The organism is Cellulosimicrobium funkei, from assembly GCF_001019615.1.
GTDB classification, from domain to species: Bacteria; Actinomycetota; Actinomycetes; order Actinomycetales; family Cellulomonadaceae; genus Cellulosimicrobium; species Cellulosimicrobium cellulans_E.
Genome location: NZ_JNBQ01000053.1, coordinates 1 through 15,824, shown reverse-complemented (window position 1 = coordinate 15,824; position 15,824 = coordinate 1). Strand labels below are relative to the sequence as shown.

Below are 15,824 nucleotides of genomic sequence, written 5' to 3'. Positions count from 1 at the left end.
CCTGGTCGATCAGGACCAGTGCCGCGGGTGGCGCATGTGCGTCACCGGCTGCCCCTACAAGAAGGTCTACTTCAACCACAAGACCGGCAAGGCCGAGAAGTGCACCCTGTGCTACCCCCGCATCGAGGTCGGCCTGCCCACCGTGTGCTCCGAGACCTGCGTCGGACGCCTGCGCTACCTCGGCCTCGTCCTCTACGACGCGGACAAGGTCACCGAGGCCGCCGCCGTGCAGGACGAGCACGACCTCCTCGCCTCCCAACGCGCCGTCTTCCTCGACCCGAACGACCCCCAAGTGATCGCCGCCGCACGCGCCGAGGGCATCCCCGAGGACTGGATCACCGCCGCCCAACGCTCCCCCATCTGGGACCTCATCACCCGCTACGAGGTCGCCCTGCCCCTGCACCCCGAGTACCGCACCCTGCCCATGGTCTGGTACATCCCACCCCTGTCCCCCGTCGTCGACGTCGTCGCGGCGTCGGGCAACGACGGCGAAGACGGACGCACCCTGTTCGCCGCCATCTCCCAGCTGCGCATCCCCCTCGAATACCTCGCGGGCCTGTTCACCGCCGGGGACACCGCCCCCGTCGAACGCGTCCTGCGCCGCCTGGCCGCCATGCGCTCCTACATGCGCGACCTCAACCTCGGCCGCGAACCCGACGAACGCACCGCCGCCGCCGTCGGCATGACCGGCACCCAGGTCCAAGACATGTACCGCCTCCTGGCCATCGCGAAGTACGAAGACCGGTACGTCATCCCCACCGCCCACACCGAGATCGCCCGCGAGCTCGACGAGCTCTCCTGCTCCCTCGACTACGACGGCGGCCCCGGCATGGGCGGCATGGGTCTGACCGGCGGTGGACCGTTCGGCGAGACGTCGGGGAGCCCGGTGCCCGTCGCGGTCGAGAACTTCCACGTGCTCCAGTCCCGGCAGACGGCGGACTCCCCGTACGGGCCCTCGACACCGGGCCGCGTGAACCTCCTCAACTGGGACGGCAACGGCCGCCCGCCCGGACTCTTCCCGCCGGGCGAGGACGGGCCGCCCCTGGGTCCGTCCGGTGCACCGGGCGGGGTCACGCCCGGGGGCCCCGGCTCGCTGCCCGGAGGTCGCCAGGACGCACGTCACGACACGATCCCCGGCCCGTCGGCGCCCGGTGGTCCGCCCGGCAGACCGCCGGGCGGACCAGCCCAGGGGAACGGTCCGGGCGCCGAGCCCGACGGGGGCACCCGATGATGACGCGGTCGCTGCTCCCGACCCCCGCGCTGCGGCCCGGGGCGCGACCCCGCGGGCCGCAGCCCGACCACCTGTCGCCCGTCGCGGCGTCGGGCACCCAGCGCCGCACGGCCCACATGGCCGCGTCCGTGCTGCTCGCCTACCCCGACGCGGACGTGCTCGACGCGGCCGTCGCCGTCCGGGCGTCGACGCCGGGGCTGCCGGCGCCCGTCCGCGAGCGCCTCGACGCGTTCTGCGACCTGCTGACGGCGTCCGCGGACGTGACGGGCCTGCGCGAGCTCCAGGCCCGCTACGTCGCGACGTTCGACCTCAAGCGCAAGTGCTCGATGTACCTGTCGTACTACGCGGCGGGCGACACCCGGCGGCGCGGGACGGCGCTCGTCGCGTTCGTCGAGGCGTACCGGGCCGCGGGCTGGGAGGTCACGGGCTCGGAGCTGCCGGACTACCTGCCGACCGTGCTCGAGTTCTCGGCCCGGACGGAGGGCGACGACGCGACGATCGCGGCGGGGCTGCTGGCCTCGCACCGCGACGGGATCGAGGTGCTCCGGACCGCGCTCGAGAGCATGGCGAGCCCGTGGACCGGCCTGGTCGAGGCGGTGTGCCTCACCCTGCCGCCGCTCGACGAGCGCACGCAGCAGCGGTACGTCGAGCTCGTGACCGCAGGGCCGCCCGCCGAGCTCGTGGGGATGGAGCCGTTCGCGCTGGAGCCGTACGGCGCCGGGGCCGACCGAACCGGAGGAGCGGTGCGATGAGCGGGGTGAGCACGGGCGAGATCCTGCTGTGGGTCGTGTTCCCGTACGTGACGTTCGCGGTGTTCGTCGTGGGGTCGATCTGGCGGTACCGGTACGACAAGTTCGGCTGGACCACGCGGTCGAGCGAGCTCTACGAGAAGCGGCTGCTGCGGCTCGGCTCCCCGCTGTTCCACTTCGGTCTGCTGTTCGTGATCCTCGGGCACCTCATGGGGCTCGTCATCCCCAAGTCGTGGACGGAGGCGGTGGGCATCAAGGAGGTCGCCTACCACTTCGTCGCGACGTACATGGGGTCGATCGCGGCGGTCGCGCTCGTCGCCGGGCTGCTCATCCTCATCTACCGACGCCGCACCACGGGTCCCGTCTTCCGCGCGACGACGCGCATGGACAAGACCATGTACGTGTTCCTCGCGGCGTCGATCCTGCTCGGGTCGTGGGCGACCGTGCAGACACAGCTTCTCGCCGGCGGCCACGGGTACGACTACCGGGAGACGATCTCGCCCTGGTTCCGCTCGCTCTGGTACCTCCAGCCGCAGCCCGCGCTCATGGAGGGCGTGCCCGCGGCGTTCCAGCTCCACATCGTCGCCGCCAACCTGCTGTTCATCCTGTGGCCGTTCACGCGGCTCGTGCACGCGTTCTCCGCGCCCGCGCCGTACCTGTTCCGCCCCTACGTGGTGTACCGGTCGCGCGAGGCGTCGGTCGCCGCGCGAGCCCCGCGACCCGGCTGGGACCCCTCGGAGCGCCCGCGCGGGCGATGATCCCGGGCAGCCCCACCGCGCCCGCGGACTACCAGGTCAGCGGCCGGAAATCACCGTGGCGCCCCGAGCGACCGCCGGGGACCACCGGGTGAAAAGAGCGCCGCGGCGACCACGGAACGCCCCGACACCCCCTCCTTCCAGGGGCGGTCACCCCGACCGTGACCGTCACCCGGAAGAGGTTCGAGCATGTCCACCACCGCCCCGACGACCGCCGGTCGCCCCCGCGCCGTCCGCCCGTCCGCGTCGTCGACCACGCCCCCCGCCCCGCGCCGCGCCGCCGTCCTGACCGAGCGCCTGACCGGTCGCGTCGACACGGCCGTCGCCGCCACCGCGCGCTTCCTCACGCGCTGGTCCGTCCCCGCGCTGCGCGTCGCCCTCGGCCTCGTGTTCCTCGGGTTCGGCGTCCTCAAGTTCTTCCCCGGCGCGAGCCCGGCGGAGTCGATCGCGGCACGGACCGTCGAGACCCTCACGTTCGGCCTCGTCGGCGGGACCGCGGCGGTGATCTTCACCGCCGTCCTGGAGACGTTCATCGGGCTGACCCTCCTCACCGGTCGCCTCCTGCGGGCCGGGCTGGTCGCCCTCGCCGTCGCGATGGCCGGCATCCTGTCGCCGATCGTCCTGTTCGCCGACGAGCTCTTCGGCCACGGCATGACCCTCCTGGGCCAGTACGTGCTCAAGGACGTCGTCCTCGTCGCCGGCGCGGCCGTCGTCGCCGCCGTCGCCCTCGGGGCTCGCCTGAAGCTCGACGCATGACACCTCGGCGCTCCCACGCCTTCCCTGACCCGACGCACAGGACCCCGTGACCGGTACCGGTCACGGGGTCCTGTCTGTCGGGTGCCGACCGCGCCGTGGCGAGGTAGAGCCTCCGTCAGCCGAGTGCGATCGTCAGGTACGCGCTGTTCGGGTCGTCCGTGTAGTCCGCGAACGGCGCGCACGGCACGAACCCGTGGCGCGCGTAGAGCCGGCGCGCAGGGACGAAGTAGTCCTCCATACCCGTCTCCAGGCTCACGCGGTCGAGACCGCGGTCGCGCGCGACGTCGAGCAGGTGCGCGAGGACCGTGGCGGCGACGCCCCGGCCCCGCGCGGCCGCCGTCGTGCGCATGGACTTGAGCTCGCCCAGCGTCGCGTCGTGCTGCTTGAGCGCGCCGCACCCGAGGAGGCCGCCGTCCGCGGTCCGCGCGGTGACGAACGTGATGTCCGGCGCGCGCAGCCGCTCGACGTCCAGCGCGTGGACGCTCTCCGGCGGCGACGTCGCGTGCATGTCGTCGAGGTGCTCCTGCAGCAGCGCCAGCACGTCGTCGGCCGTCGGGTCCTCGACGGCGACGCGCACGTCCGCCCGGGTCGTCGTCTCGCTCACGCCCCGAGCGTCCCACACCAGCCAGCGCCGCCGACATCGAGCGATGCGTCCGTGGACGAGCGATGCGTCCGGAGACGCATCGCTCGGACCGTGACGCAGCAGTCGCCCTGGCCGGTCGGCCGACGCGCGCGAGGTCAGGAGTCGAGCGACGCGAGCGCCTCGTCGACGGCCGCCCAGAGCCGGCGGCGGACGTCGAGGTCCTCCGTCTCGGTCTCCGGGTCGCCCCAGGGCTGGTCCAGCCAGGGCGGGGTCGCGACGAAGTGGCCCGCTCCGTCGCCGTGGATCGCGACGGTCGTCCCGGCGTCACGGTCCGCGAGGCTGCTCTCCGCGCGCCGCAGGAACGCGCACGAGTCCCACAGCTCGTCCTCGGTGCCGCACGCGAGCACGACCGGACCGTCGATCACCTCGACCGGGATCCGGGCCTCGGGGCTCGCCGGCGTCTGCGCGTGCACGTCCGACGAGCACGGGAGGGGCTCCCCGCCCAAGGTCCAGGCAGAGCGCGAGAAGTCCGGGTACCCGCACATCACGGCGTCGGCGCCGACCGGGGCGATCGCACCGTGCACGAGCTCCGGCCGGTTCGCCGCGAGCCACAGCGCCATCTCCCCGCCGCGCGAGACGCCGAACGCGACGACGGCGTCGCCGTCCACGCCCGGCTGCTCCCGGAGCCAGGCGAGGGCGTCGAGGAACGTCTCGGCCGGCACCTCCTCGAGCGACGACGGCTGGTCGACACCCTTGAAGTAGCCGATGCCGAGCGCGGGGTACCCGAGGCCGGCGATCGCCTCGGCGACCATCCGCCCGGTCTCCGACCCGCCCTCGGACCCGCCGAACGCGAGGACGGCGGGCCGTGGGTCGTCGGCCGAGAGCCCGTCGGGGACCGCGTAGACCCCGGGGAACCCCTCCGCCGCGGTCTCCCGGGTCGTGACCTCGGACGTCGGCGTCGGCCCGTCGGTGGGCGTGCCCGACGTCGGGGCCGTGGTCGGGTCGTCGGGCGCAGCGCCCGCGGTGCACGCGGCGAGCGTGAGGGCGACGACGGCGGCCGCGAGGACGGCGAGCGTCCCCCGTCGATCCGTGGGGACGGCGGCGGGACGGGCGCGTCGTCGGAGGGCCATGCGTCACCCTAGCGAGCGCTGCGGCGAGACATGTCGAGCGCCCGCTCGCCACCTGCGTCGTGTGTGACGGTCCGACGGCGTGACACTCCGCAGGTGCGGGTCTATCGTCACCTTCATGCCGCACTTTCGGATTCGCGAGGTCGCAGGCCTGCTCGGGGTGAGTGACGACACCGTCCGACGCTGGGTCGATGCCGGGGAGCTCGCCGCGAGCGCCGACGACGCCGGGCGCAAGGTCGTCGACGGCGCGGAGCTCGCGCGCTTCGCCGTCGCCCAGTCGCACCCGACGCCCGACCCGTCCGGCGTGGCGCGCTCGGCGCGCAACCGGTTCGTCGGGATCGTCACGGACGTCGTGAGCGACGCCGTCATGTCCCAGGTCGAGATGCTCTGCGGGGGTCAGCGCGTGGTCTCGCTCATGAGCACCGAGGCCGTGCGCGAGCTGCGCCTCGAGCCCGGAAGCCTGGCCGTCGCGGTCGTCAAGGCGACGACCGTCATCGTCGAGACCCCGGGAGGAACCGCGTGAGCGCGTCCGCACGCCCCCGCACGACCACCCGCACGACCGCCTCCCGCCGCCGCGCCCGAGGAGCCCTCGCCGGGCTCGGGACGGCGGTCCTCGTCGCCGCGCTCGCCGCGTGCGGCACGGGCGCGGACGCCGGGGGCGACGCAGCGTCGTCGGACGGCGCCGGGGACGCCGCGAGCGCGCCGGCCGAGGAGCGCACGCTCACGGTCCTCGCCGCCGCGTCGCTGCGCGACGTGTTCACGGACCTCGCGGCCGACTTCGAGGCCGAGCACGAGGGCGTCACCGTGGCGCTGTCGTTCGCCGGGTCGTCCGACCTGGGCGACCAGATCCTCGCCGGTGCGCCGGCCGACGTCTTCGCCTCCGCGGACGAGCGCACCATGACCCGGGTCGTCGAGGCGGGGGACGCGTCCGACCCCGTCGCGTTCGCGACGAACACGCTGACGATCGTCACCCCGCCCGGCAACCCGGCCGGCGTCGAGACGTTCGCCGACCTCGCGCGCGAGGACGTCAAGGTCGTGGTGTGCGCGCCGGAGGTCCCGTGCGGGGGCGCGACCGACAAGGTCGCCGCGGCCGCGGGCGTCACCGTCCACCGCGTGAGCGAGGAGGCCAGCGTCACGGACGTCCTCGCCAAGGTGACGTCGGGCGAGGCCGACGCGGGCCTCGTGTACGTCACGGACGCGACCCTCGCGGGCGACGAGGTCGACGTGGTCGACGTGCCCGAGACCGACGCCGCGCTCAACGTCTACCCGATCGCGCTCGTCGCCGCCGCCGAGGAGTCCGGCCCGGAGCAGGTCGCGCTCGCGCAGGCCTGGGTCGACCTCGTGACCGGCGACGCCGGGCAGGACGCGCTCGCCGCCGCGGGCTTCGGCGCCCCCGACGTGGCGACGCCGTGACGTCCGCACCAGCCCGCAGGTCCTGATGCGCGGGCTCCCCCGCTGGGTCCTCGTCCCGGCGCTGCTCGGCGCGCTGTTCGTCGTCGTCCCCGTGGTCGCGATGGTCGCTCGCGTCGAGCTGGCGCCGGGGCCGGACGGGACCGGCGGCTTCTGGGCCCTCGTGACGTCGCCGGCCGCGCTCGACGCGCTCGGGCTGTCCCTGCGCACCGCGCTCGTCGCGACGCTGTGCTGCGTGCTGCTCGGCACGCCCATGGCGCTCGTCCTCGCGCGCACGACGTTCCCCGGGCAGCGCGTCGCGCGCGCCCTCGTGCTGCTGCCGCTCGTGCTGCCCCCGGTCGTCGGGGGCATCGCGCTGCTCCACACGTTCGGGCGCCGCGGGCTGATCGGCCAGCACCTCGAGGTGCTGGGGATCGAGATCGCGTTCACGACGACGGCCGTCGTGCTGGCCCAGACGTTCGTGGCGCTGCCGTTCCTCGTGCTGAGCCTCGAGGGCGCGCTGCGCACGCAGGACACGCGCCTCGAGGACGTCGCCGCGACGCTCGGCGCCGGGCCGACGACGGTGCTGCGCCGCGTCACCCTCCCGCGCGTCCTGCCGGGGCTGCTGTCGGGCGCGGTGCTCGCGTTCGCCCGGGCGCTCGGCGAGTTCGGCGCGACCATCACGTTCGCGGGCGCGCTCCAGGGCGTCACGCAGACCCTGCCGCTCGAGATCTACCTCCGGCGCAGCGCCGACCCGGACGCCGCCGTCGCGCTCTCGTTCGTGCTCGTCGTCGTCGCGGTGCTCATCACGGCGGCCGTCCACGGCCCGCGCGTCCTCGGCGGACCGGACGCCCGGACGGCGCGACCGCGACGGGGCGTCCGAGGCGCCCGCGCGGCGGGCATCCACCCCGACGGCGGCCGGCTCGTCCGGGAAGACGTCTCGCCCGGGAGCGGCACCGACCCGGCGTCGGCACCCCCCGCGGACCGGACCCCGCGCGCTGACGTGGCTCCCGCCGCGCTCACCGTGCGCGCCGTCGTCCCCGACCGCGGCCTCGACGTCGAGCTCGCGCTCGCGCCCGGCGAGGTCGTCGCGGTGCTCGGCGCCAACGGGGCGGGCAAGTCGACGCTCGTGCAGGTCGTGGCGGGCCTCCTCCCGCCCGGCGACGTGCACGACGCCCAGGTCGCCGTCGGGGACGACGACGTCACGCGGCTCGCGCCGCGACGCCGCCGCCTCGCGTGGCTCAGCCAGCGGCCGCTGCTGTTCGAGAACCTCTCGGTGGAGGACAACGTCGCGTTCGGCCTCCGGGCGCGGGGCGTGCCGAGCGCCCGTGCCCGGCGCGAGGCCCGGGCCGCGCTCGGGCACGTCGGCGCCGCCGACCTCGCGACCCGGCGCTCGACCGACCTCTCCGGCGGGCAGGCGCAGCGCGTCGCGATCGCCCGGGCGCTCGTCACCGACCCGCGCGTGCTCCTGCTCGACGAGCCGCTCGCCTCGCTCGACGTCGGCGTCGCGCAGCACGTGCGGTCGGTGCTGCACCACGCCCAGCGCGAACGGCCCCGCACCACGCTCCTCGTCACCCACGACCTGCTCGACGTGCTGCTGCTGGCGGACCGCGTCGTCGTGCTGGACGCGGGTCGCGTCGTCGAGGACGGTCCGGTGGACCAGGTCCTCACGCGACCCCGGTCCCGGTTCGCGGCCCGCCTCGCGGGCGTGAACCTCCTGGCGGGGACGGTCGCGCACGTCGCCGTGCCGGAGCCCGTCACGGTGGGGAGCCTCGGGACGGAGCCGGGCGGGCCGGGCTCCGGCGGGGCGGAGGCGGCTCTGGTCCCGACCGAGGCGGGGCCGGACGAGGAGGCCGCCGCACGCGAGGTGACGGTCGCCGTCGACGGTGCGGAGATCCGCGTGCGCGGGACGGCGGACGAACCGCTCGCGGTCGGGACCGGGGCCGTCGCGGTGTTCGAGCCGCGCGCGGTCGCGGTCCACCGGGCGACGCCCGAGGGCAGCCCCCGCAATGCGTACCGGGTCGTCGTGACGAGCGTCGAGCCGCACGGTCCGCTGCTGCGCGTGTGGGGACGCGCGACCGGCGAGGGCCCGGGCGACCAGGCTGCGGGGGCGACGACCGTCGTCGGGCACGACGCCCCGCACCTCGCCGCGGACCTCACGCCCCGCGCCGTCGCCGAGCTGCGCCTGACCCCGGGCGAGCGCGTCTGGTTCGTCGTCAAGGCCGCGGAGGTCCGCGTCCACCCCCGCTGACCCCACCCTGCCGAGGTAGAGCCTCGGCGGATCGTCGTGTCAGACGGCGGCCGGTGCCTCCGGTGCGGGCGCGGGCGCCGCGTCGCCCGGGGGCCGCATGGCTCGCGACCACTCGCCGCCGCGGGCACGGACCGCGACGAGCAGGACGACGAGCCCGACGGCCGTCATCGCCGCACCCGCCCACAGGGGGGACGTGAAGCCGAGCCCGGCGGCGATGGTCAGGCCGCCGATCCAGGCGCCCAGCGCGTTGCCGACGTTGAACGCGGCGATGTTCGCGCCCGACGCGAGGGTGGGCGCGCCCTGCGCGAAGGACATGACGCGCATCTGGAGGCCGGGGACGGTCGCGAACCCGAAGGCGCCCATGAGGACGAGGCTCACGACGGTCATCACCTGGCTCGTCGCGGTGAGCGCGAAGACGCCCAGCACCACGGTGAGCGCCGCGAACAGCACCACGAGCGTCGTGCCGAGGCGGCGGTCGGCCGCGCGCCCGCCGACGAGGTTGCCGACGAACAGCCCGCCGCCGAACAGCACGAGCAGCCACGGGACCGACGCCGACGTGAACCCGCCCACCTCGGTGAGCGTGAACGCGATGTACGTGAACGCGCCGAACATCCCGCCGAACCCGAGCACGGTGATCGCGATCGAGAACCACACCTGCGCGCTGCGGAACGCGGCGAGCTCGCCGCGCAGCCCGGTGCTGCCCGACGCGCGGTCCGTCCCGGGCGCGGTGCTGCGGCCGGTTGCGGGGGCGCCGTCGGGCGACCCGACCCGCGACGGGACGAGCAGCGCGATCCCGACGAGCGCGACGACGCCGATGGCGGTGATGGCCCAGAACGTCGCGCGCCACCCCGCGGCCTGGCCGAGGAACGTGCCGAACGGGACGCCGAGCACGTTCGCGATGGTCAGGCCGGCGAACATGATCGAGATGGCCCCGGCGCGCTTCTCGGGCGCGACGAGGTCGGCCGCCACGACGGCGCCGATCCCGAAGAACGCGCCGTGGCACAGCGCCGCGACGACGCGGCCGAGAAGCATGACCTCGTACGTCGGCGCGACGGCGGACAGCAGGTTGCCCGCGATGAACAGGACCATGAGGCCGAGCAGGGCCTTCTTGCGGTCGACGCGCGTCAGGGCCGCGGTGAGGCCGATTGCGCCGACGGCAACGGACAGCGCGTAGCCCGAGATGAGGTAGCCGGCGACGGACTCGGTGACGCCGAAGTCGGCGGCCACCTCCGGCAGCAGGCCCATGATGACGAACTCGGTGAGCCCGATGCCGAAGCCCCCGATGGCGAGGGCCCAGAGGGCGACTGGCATGACGATCTCCTGGTTCCGGGAAGGTGCGGGTCTCGGGGCGACCTGCGGCGCGGCCGGTGCGGACGCGCGCCGTCGGGTCAGCCCTCGAAGGTGTCGGGGTGCGGCCCGATGCGACCGGCGGCGTCGAGGGCGTCGATCGCGGCGACCTCGTCGGCGGTGAGCGCGAAGCCGAGGACGTCGAGGTTCGACGCGATGCGCGCGGGAGTCACGGACTTGGGGATGACGACCGTCCCCTGCTCCAGGTGCCAGCGGAGGACGACCTGGGCGGGCGTGACGCCGTGGGCGGCCGCGACGCGGACGACCGTCGGGTCGTCGAGGACGGTGCCCTGACCCAGCGGGCTCCACGCCTCGGTGACGATCCCGAGCTCGGCGTGGACGTCGCGGAGCGCGCGCTGCTGGAGCGCCGGGTGCAGCTCGACCTGGTTGACGGCGGGCGTCTCCCCCGTCGCGTCGACGAGCGCGCGCAGGTGCGCGGGCTCGAAGTTGGAGACGCCGATCTCGCGGACGAGGCCCGCGTCGCGCGCCGCGACGAGGCCTTCCCACGCCTCGACGTACCGGCCGCGCGCGGGCGACGGCCAGTGGATCAGGTAGAGGTCCAGGCGGTCGAGCCCGAGCAGCTCGAGCGACCGCTCGAGCGCGGGGCGGACCGCGTCGCGGGCGAGGGAGTCGATCCACAGCTTGCTCGTGACGAAGACGTCGTCGCGCGCGAGGCCGGACTCCGCGAGCGCGCGGCCCACGCCCGCCTCGTTGCCGTAGACCGCCGCGGTGTCGACGCTGCGGTAGCCCGCCTCGAGCGCGAGGCTCACCGCGCGCGTGGTCTCGGCGTCGGGCACCTGGAAGACGCCGAAGCCGACCTGCGGGATCGAGGTGCCGCCGCGCAGGGTCGTGCGGGGCATGGTCGTGAGGGTCGAGGACACGGGGGACTCCTGGAGGACGAGCGGGAAGGGTTAGCGTTGCGTACGCGTTCACCTGGCGTCTGCACTTGTTGCAGACGCGCACTATCGATAGTTGCACACGCCGATTAGTTGCACAAGCGCTATAGTTGTGACGGCACGCACGCACCGAGGAGGACCCCATGGGCATCGCCGACGACGCCGTCGAGATCCGCGCGCAGGGCTGGCGCACGCTCGCCGCGCTGCACGGGCTCATCGACGCCGCGCTCGAGCGCGCCCTCCAGGCGGAGCACGACCTCTCGGTCGTCGAGTACACCGTGCTCGACGCGCTCTCCCGGCAGGACGGCTGGCACATGCGCATGCAGCAGCTCGCGCGTGCCGCCGCGCTCTCCCCCAGCGCGACCACCCGGCTCGTCAACCGGCTCGAGGACCGCGGCCTGCTCACGCGCATCCTGTGCCAGGACGACCGCCGTGGGATCTACACCGAGCTCACGCCCGCGGGCGAGGCGCTGCTGCTCGCCGCACGGCCCACCCACGACGTGACCCTCGAGGCTGCCCTGCACGACGCGACGGAGACACCCGAGCTCGCGTCGCTCGTCGACGCGCTCCACGCGCTCCCGGCTCCGGCCGGCACGGCGTAGCACCACCTGCTCCGGTCGGCTGCGCCGCCCGGCACGCGGTAGAGCCGGGCACGCGCGAGAGACCGTCCGGTCAGGCCTTGTGGTCGACCCCGCCGAGCGCGGCGCGGACCTCGCCGACGATCGCCGCCATCGCCGCCTCGGCGGCGCGCGGGTCGCCGTCCGCGACGGCGCGCGCGACGGCCTCGTGCTGGTCCAGCGCCTCGGGCACCGGCGAGGCGGGCATGAGGCCCAGGTGCGTCCGACCGCTGAGCACCGCGGCGACGACGCCGGCGAGCGCGCCGAACATCTCGTTGCCGCTCGCGCGGAGCAGGAGCTCGTGGAAGCGGACGTCGAGCGCCAGGAACTCCTCGAGGTCGCCCGCCTCGCCGAGCATCCGCATGCGCGCGGCCGCCGCGACGAGCTCGGTGCGCTCGTCGTCGGTCGCGTGGACCGCCGCCCCCGCGGCCGCGAGCGGCTCGACGGCGTGCCGCAGCTCGGTGAGCGTGCGGAGCTGCGGGCCGCGGCCCGGGCCCTCGAGGCGCCAGCGGATGACGCGCGGGTCGAGCACGTTCCACTCCTCGATGCCGAGGACGACGAGCCCGACGCGCCGCTTCGACCGCACGAGGCCGAGCCCCTCGAGGAGCCGCATGACCTCGCGCGCGACGGTGCGCGAGACGCCGAACTCGGACCCGATCGACTCGAGCGTGAGCGGCGTGCCGGCCGGGGCGTCGCCGCTGGTGATGCGACGACCCAGGGAGTCGAGCACGGTGGTGTGCAGGACCGTCGTCGCCATGCCTCGCAGCCTAGTGGCGGCGAATGGTGCTATCAATCACTTGCCAAAGGTGCTACCAATAGCCCACAGTGGAGGCCAGCGACGACCACGACGGTCGCCGCCCGGGAGCGGCCGGCACGGCGCCGACCCGCCCCGGACGCCCCGCCCGACACGGAAGTCGACACATGGACACGGACGTCAGCACCACCGACCGGCCCGACGACGCCGGGAGCCACTCCCTGCCCCAGCACCTCGTCGTGATGGGCGTCGCCGGCTCGGGCAAGACCACCGTCGCGACGCTGCTCGCGCAGCACCTCGGGACCGAGTACGCCGAGGCCGACCAGTTCCACCCCGAGGCCAACATCGCCAAGATGAGCGCCGGGACGCCGCTCACCGACGAGGACCGCTGGCCGTGGCTCGAGGCGATCCGCGACTGGCTGAGCGCCGAGGCGGACGCCGGGCGCTCCGGCGTCGTGACCTGCTCCGCGCTCAAGCGCTCCTACCGCGACCTGCTGCGCACCGCGCGGGGCCAGGTCTGCTTCGTCCACCTCGATGGCAGTCCCGACCTCCTCGCGGAGCGCATGGCGCACCGCACCGGCCACTTCATGCCCACGTCGCTCCTGCCCTCGCAGCTCGCGACGCTCGAGCCCCTGGCCGACGACGAGCCGGGCTTCACGCTCGACGTCGCCTCCACGCCCGAGCAGATCGTGGACGAGATCCTCGCGCGCACGCGGCTGAGCAGCGCACCCGGCGCCCGCTGAGCGCGCGCCACGACCCGACCACCGACCTCGACCGTCGACGGAGACACACCCATGCCCCCTGAGGACTGGACACAGACCCTGACCGCCGGACCGCTGCTCGCGATCGCCGCGGGCGCGATCGCGCTCCTGCTGTTCCTCATCATCAAGCTCAAGCTGCACGCGTTCCTCGCGCTCGTGCTCGTCAGCCTGCTCACCGCGGTCGTGGCGGGCATCCCCACGGGCTCGGTCGTCGAGGTGCTGACCGCCGGGTTCGGCACGACGCTCGCGACCGTCGCCCTGCTCGTCGGGCTCGGCGCGATGCTGGGCAGGCTCGTCGAGACGAGCGGCGGCGCGAAGGTCATGGCCGACTTCCTCATCGGGAAGTTCGGCGAGAGGCGCGCGCCGTTCGCGCTCGGCCTCGCGTCGCTCATCTTCGGCTTCCCGATCTTCTTCGACGCCGGCCTCGTCGTCATGCTGCCCATCGTGTTCTCCGTGGGTCGCCGGCTGGGCGGCTCCCTCCTGCTCTACGGGCTGCCCGTGGCAGGTGCCTTCTCCGTCATGCACATCTACGTGCCGCCGCACCCCGGGCCCGTCGCCGCGACCGAGTTCCTCGGCGCGAACGTCGGGATCGTCATCCTCCTCGGGCTCGTCGTCGCGATCCCCACCTGGTACGTGACGAGCTACCTGTTCGGGCGCTACGTCGGGCGCCGCATCGAGCTACCCATCCCCGCGATCCTCGGCGAGGCCGACGAGGACCAGCTCGAGAACCCGCCGAAGTTCGGCACCGTCGTCGCGATCCTCCTGCTCCCGCTCGTGCTGATCTTCGCCAACACCGGGCTCGACGCGCTGCGCGCAGCCGGCTCCGTCGACCCGGAGAACCCCGCCGTGCAGGCCCTGCGCGCCATCGGCGCGACGCCGGTCGCGCTGCTCATCACGGTGCTCGTCGCGGCCTGGGTCCTGGGCCGGCGTCGCGGCGTCTCCGGGACGGCGCTCGAGAAGACCCTCGACTCGGCGCTCGGCCCGGTCTGCTCGGTCATCCTCATCACCGGGGCCGGCGGCATGTTCGGGGGCGTGCTGCGCGCGACCGGCATCGGCGACGCACTCGCCGACGTGCTCGGCGACCTGGGGCTGCCGGTGATCGTGGCCGGGTTCCTCATCGCGGCGATCCTGCGCGTCGCGCAGGGCTCCGCGACCGTCGCGCTGACGACTGCCGCCGGGCTCATCGCGCCCGCCGTGGAGGCGGGCGGCTTCAACGCGGTCGAGCTCGCCGCGGTCGTCGTATCCGTGGCGGCGGGCTCCGTGGTGCTCAGTCATGTGAACGACTCCGGGTTCTGGCTGGTCGGCCGGTTCTTCGACATGGACGTCAAGACGACGCTCCGCACTTGGACGGTCATGGAGACCGCCATCGGCGTCATGGGCTTCGCCATCGCGGCGCTCGTCTTCGCCGTCGCGTAGCGCGGCGCACCGCGAGGACCGCCCGGGCACGGCGCCCGGGCGGTCCTCGTCGTCGTGGACGTCAGCCCCGGTCGGTGAAGACCGGGGTGTAGGCGTCGCGGTCCGCGACCCAGGACTTCCGACGGAAGCGCTGGAGCGACAGCCCGAGGAGCGTGAGCAGCCCGGCCATCACGAGCAGCCCGAGGTCGCCGCCCGCACCGGTGGTGGCAAGAGCCGTCGGGGCCGACGCCATGACGGTCGAGCCGCCGGTGGCGGCGGCCACGGCACCGTTCCCGGCCACCGGGTTGAGCACCCGGGTCACGGTGCCGTCCGTGCCGTCCGAGGTCCCCGGGTCAGCAGGGTCAGTCGGGTCGGTCGGGTCGGTCGGGTCGGTCGGGTCCGTCGGGTCCGTCGGGTCCGTCGGGTCCGTCGGGTCCGTCGGGTCCGTCGGGTCCGTCGGGACCGCCGCCGTCGGGCACGCGGCGGAGGCGTCGCCCAGCAGGCCGACGCCCACGCCGCAGACCGTGACGGGGACCGTCACGGGCAGGTCGACGTCGAGGTCGGGCAGCGCGCCGAGCACGCCGTCGTCCCCGAGAACCCCGCCGAGCAGGCCGTCGTCGCCGAGCACGCCGTCCAGCAGGCCGTCGCCCGACGAACCGCCGCCGAGCAGGTCGTCCACAAGACCGTCCTCGCCGAGGACCCCGTCCAGGACGCCGTCGTCCCCGCCGAGCACGCCATCGCCCAGGAGACCGTCGCCGAGCAGGTCGTCCACGAGGCCGCCGTCACCCAGGACACCGTCGAGCAGGCCCGAGCCGTCGGACGCGTCGCCGGAACCGGCCCCGTCGCCGGAGCCCTCACCGGCGCCACCGCCGACCGTCGCGTCGCCGCCGACACCGACCGCGACGCCCGAGACGTCCACGGGGATGGTGACCGGCACGTCGACGTCCACGTCCGAGCCGGACCCGGTCGCACCGTCGTCGGTACCGTCGGCCGGGGCAGCCGGAGCTGCCGGGGCCGGCGTGACCGCCGCGTCGCCCAGGACGCCCACCGCGACGCCGGACACGTCGACGGGAACCGTCACGGGCACGTCGACGTCCACGTCCGAGCCGGACCCGGTCGCACCGTCGTCGGTACCGTCGGCCGGGCGGCCGGAGCCGCCGGGGCCGGCGTGACCGCCGCGTCGCCCAGGACGCCACCGCGACGCCGGACACGT

16 protein-coding genes are annotated in these 15,824 nt (G+C 74.7%); 10 read left to right on the top strand and 6 right to left on the bottom strand.

Annotation, left to right across the window (positions count from 1 at the left end; genetic code table 11):
• The 4 genes from FB00_RS19790 to FB00_RS19775 form a co-directional block, all read left to right on the top strand.
• Window positions 1-1,231 (top strand): 4Fe-4S dicluster domain-containing protein (locus FB00_RS19790; protein ID WP_331386758.1); only part of this gene is annotated, 1,231 nt, incomplete at its 5' end.
• On the top strand, window positions 1,228-1,983 hold the full coding sequence (gene narJ, locus FB00_RS19785) for a nitrate reductase molybdenum cofactor assembly chaperone (protein WP_082141540.1): 756 nt from the start codon (window positions 1,228-1,230) through the stop codon (window positions 1,981-1,983). The genes FB00_RS19790 and narJ, both read left to right, overlap by 4 nt.
• The gene (narI, locus tag FB00_RS19780) at window positions 1,980-2,738 is read left to right on the top strand and encodes a respiratory nitrate reductase subunit gamma (RefSeq protein WP_141388954.1); all 759 of its coding nucleotides are present in this window, start codon (window positions 1,980-1,982) and stop codon (window positions 2,736-2,738) included. The genes narJ and narI overlap by 4 nt, the downstream gene beginning before the upstream one ends.
• A 186-nt stretch (window positions 2,739-2,924) precedes the next feature.
• Complete coding sequence (locus FB00_RS19775) at window positions 2,925-3,491, top strand: DoxX family membrane protein (RefSeq protein ID WP_082141539.1); 567 nt, start codon at window positions 2,925-2,927, stop codon at window positions 3,489-3,491.
• A gap of 115 nt (window positions 3,492-3,606) precedes the next feature.
• On the opposite strand, the gene FB00_RS19770 is transcribed toward FB00_RS19775, so the two are convergent.
• Entirely contained in the window at window positions 3,607-4,095 is a 489-nt protein-coding gene (locus tag FB00_RS19770; protein ID WP_231581957.1) for a GNAT family N-acetyltransferase, read from the bottom strand.
• Window positions 4,096-4,229: 134 nt separating this feature from the next.
• Window positions 4,230-5,204: an acyl-CoA thioester hydrolase/BAAT C-terminal domain-containing protein gene (locus FB00_RS21385; protein ID WP_052877812.1), complete on the bottom strand. Its 975-nt coding sequence runs from the start codon at window positions 5,202-5,204 to the stop codon at window positions 4,230-4,232.
• A 115-nt stretch (window positions 5,205-5,319) separates the two neighbouring features.
• Here FB00_RS21385 and FB00_RS19760 point away from each other — a divergent pair, with 115 nt between their 5' ends.
• The 3 genes from FB00_RS19760 to FB00_RS23155 are packed head-to-tail and all read left to right on the top strand — an operon-like array spanning window position 5,320 to window position 8,841.
• Window positions 5,320-5,724 (top strand): TOBE domain-containing protein, encoded by a 405-nt coding sequence (locus FB00_RS19760; protein ID WP_047234637.1) that lies wholly within the window; start codon window positions 5,320-5,322, stop codon window positions 5,722-5,724.
• Window positions 5,721-6,614: a molybdate ABC transporter substrate-binding protein gene (gene modA, locus FB00_RS19755; protein WP_047234636.1), complete on the top strand. Its 894-nt coding sequence runs from the start codon at window positions 5,721-5,723 to the stop codon at window positions 6,612-6,614. The genes FB00_RS19760 and modA overlap by 4 nt, the downstream gene beginning before the upstream one ends.
• Window positions 6,615-6,639: 25 nt before the next feature.
• Window positions 6,640-8,841 (top strand): ABC transporter permease, encoded by a 2,202-nt coding sequence (locus FB00_RS23155; protein ID WP_047234635.1) that lies wholly within the window; start codon window positions 6,640-6,642, stop codon window positions 8,839-8,841.
• A 39-nt stretch (window positions 8,842-8,880) separates the two neighbouring features.
• Here FB00_RS23155 and FB00_RS19745 read toward each other — a convergent pair whose 3' ends face one another.
• Both FB00_RS19745 and FB00_RS19740 read right to left on the bottom strand, forming a co-directional pair.
• On the bottom strand, window positions 8,881-10,152 hold the full coding sequence (locus tag FB00_RS19745; RefSeq protein ID WP_047234634.1) for an MFS transporter: 1,272 nt from the start codon (window positions 10,150-10,152) through the stop codon (window positions 8,881-8,883).
• Window positions 10,153-10,229: 77 nt separating this feature from the next.
• The gene (locus FB00_RS19740; RefSeq protein WP_047234638.1) at window positions 10,230-11,048 is read right to left on the bottom strand and encodes an aldo/keto reductase; all 819 of its coding nucleotides are present in this window, start codon (window positions 11,046-11,048) and stop codon (window positions 10,230-10,232) included.
• A gap of 179 nt (window positions 11,049-11,227) precedes the next feature.
• On the opposite strand from FB00_RS19740, the gene FB00_RS19735 reads away from it, so the two are divergent.
• Window positions 11,228-11,686: a MarR family winged helix-turn-helix transcriptional regulator gene (locus FB00_RS19735; RefSeq protein WP_047234633.1), complete on the top strand. Its 459-nt coding sequence runs from the start codon at window positions 11,228-11,230 to the stop codon at window positions 11,684-11,686.
• A 70-nt stretch (window positions 11,687-11,756) separates the two neighbouring features.
• Here FB00_RS19735 and FB00_RS19730 read toward each other — a convergent pair whose 3' ends face one another.
• Window positions 11,757-12,458, bottom strand: coding sequence for a FadR/GntR family transcriptional regulator (locus tag FB00_RS19730; protein ID WP_047234632.1), 702 nt, complete (start codon window positions 12,456-12,458; stop codon window positions 11,757-11,759).
• Between the two features lie 164 nt (window positions 12,459-12,622).
• On the opposite strand from FB00_RS19730, the gene FB00_RS19725 reads away from it, so the two are divergent.
• Window positions 12,623-13,198: a gluconokinase gene (locus tag FB00_RS19725; protein WP_047234631.1), complete on the top strand. Its 576-nt coding sequence runs from the start codon at window positions 12,623-12,625 to the stop codon at window positions 13,196-13,198.
• Between the two features lie 51 nt (window positions 13,199-13,249).
• Window positions 13,250-14,632, top strand: a complete 1,383-nt coding sequence (locus FB00_RS19720) for a GntP family permease (RefSeq protein WP_047234630.1) — start codon at window positions 13,250-13,252, stop codon at window positions 14,630-14,632.
• A gap of 61 nt (window positions 14,633-14,693) precedes the next feature.
• Here FB00_RS19720 and FB00_RS22930 read toward each other — a convergent pair whose 3' ends face one another.
• The gene (locus FB00_RS22930) at window positions 14,694-15,692 is read right to left on the bottom strand and encodes a hypothetical protein (RefSeq protein WP_156186482.1); all 999 of its coding nucleotides are present in this window, start codon (window positions 15,690-15,692) and stop codon (window positions 14,694-14,696) included.
• Between the last annotated feature and the right edge of the window lie 132 nt (window positions 15,693-15,824).

What these genes read in the sequence shown, in the direction of transcription:
- narJ (WP_082141540.1), top strand. Translation starts at nt 1,228, where the DNA reads ATGATGACGCGGTCGCTGCTCCCGACCCCCGCGCTGCGGCCCGGGGCG.
- narI (WP_141388954.1), top strand. Translation starts at nt 1,980, where the DNA reads ATGAGCGGGGTGAGCACGGGCGAGATCCTGCTGTGGGTCGTGTTCCCG.
- FB00_RS19775 (WP_082141539.1), top strand. Translation starts at nt 2,925, where the DNA reads ATGTCCACCACCGCCCCGACGACCGCCGGTCGCCCCCGCGCCGTCCGC.
- FB00_RS21385 (WP_052877812.1), bottom strand. Translation starts at nt 5,204, where the DNA reads ATGGCCCTCCGACGACGCGCCCGTCCCGCCGCCGTCCCCACGGATCGA.
- FB00_RS19760 (WP_047234637.1), top strand. Translation starts at nt 5,320, where the DNA reads ATGCCGCACTTTCGGATTCGCGAGGTCGCAGGCCTGCTCGGGGTGAGT.
- FB00_RS23155 (WP_047234635.1), top strand. Translation starts at nt 6,640, where the DNA reads ATGCGCGGGCTCCCCCGCTGGGTCCTCGTCCCGGCGCTGCTCGGCGCG.
- FB00_RS19745 (WP_047234634.1), bottom strand. Translation starts at nt 10,152, where the DNA reads ATGCCAGTCGCCCTCTGGGCCCTCGCCATCGGGGGCTTCGGCATCGGG.
- FB00_RS19740 (WP_047234638.1), bottom strand. Translation starts at nt 11,048, where the DNA reads ATGCCCCGCACGACCCTGCGCGGCGGCACCTCGATCCCGCAGGTCGGC.
- FB00_RS19735 (WP_047234633.1), top strand. Translation starts at nt 11,228, where the DNA reads ATGGGCATCGCCGACGACGCCGTCGAGATCCGCGCGCAGGGCTGGCGC.
- FB00_RS19730 (WP_047234632.1), bottom strand. Translation starts at nt 12,458, where the DNA reads ATGGCGACGACGGTCCTGCACACCACCGTGCTCGACTCCCTGGGTCGT.
- FB00_RS19725 (WP_047234631.1), top strand. Translation starts at nt 12,623, where the DNA reads ATGGACACGGACGTCAGCACCACCGACCGGCCCGACGACGCCGGGAGC.
- FB00_RS19720 (WP_047234630.1), top strand. Translation starts at nt 13,250, where the DNA reads ATGCCCCCTGAGGACTGGACACAGACCCTGACCGCCGGACCGCTGCTC.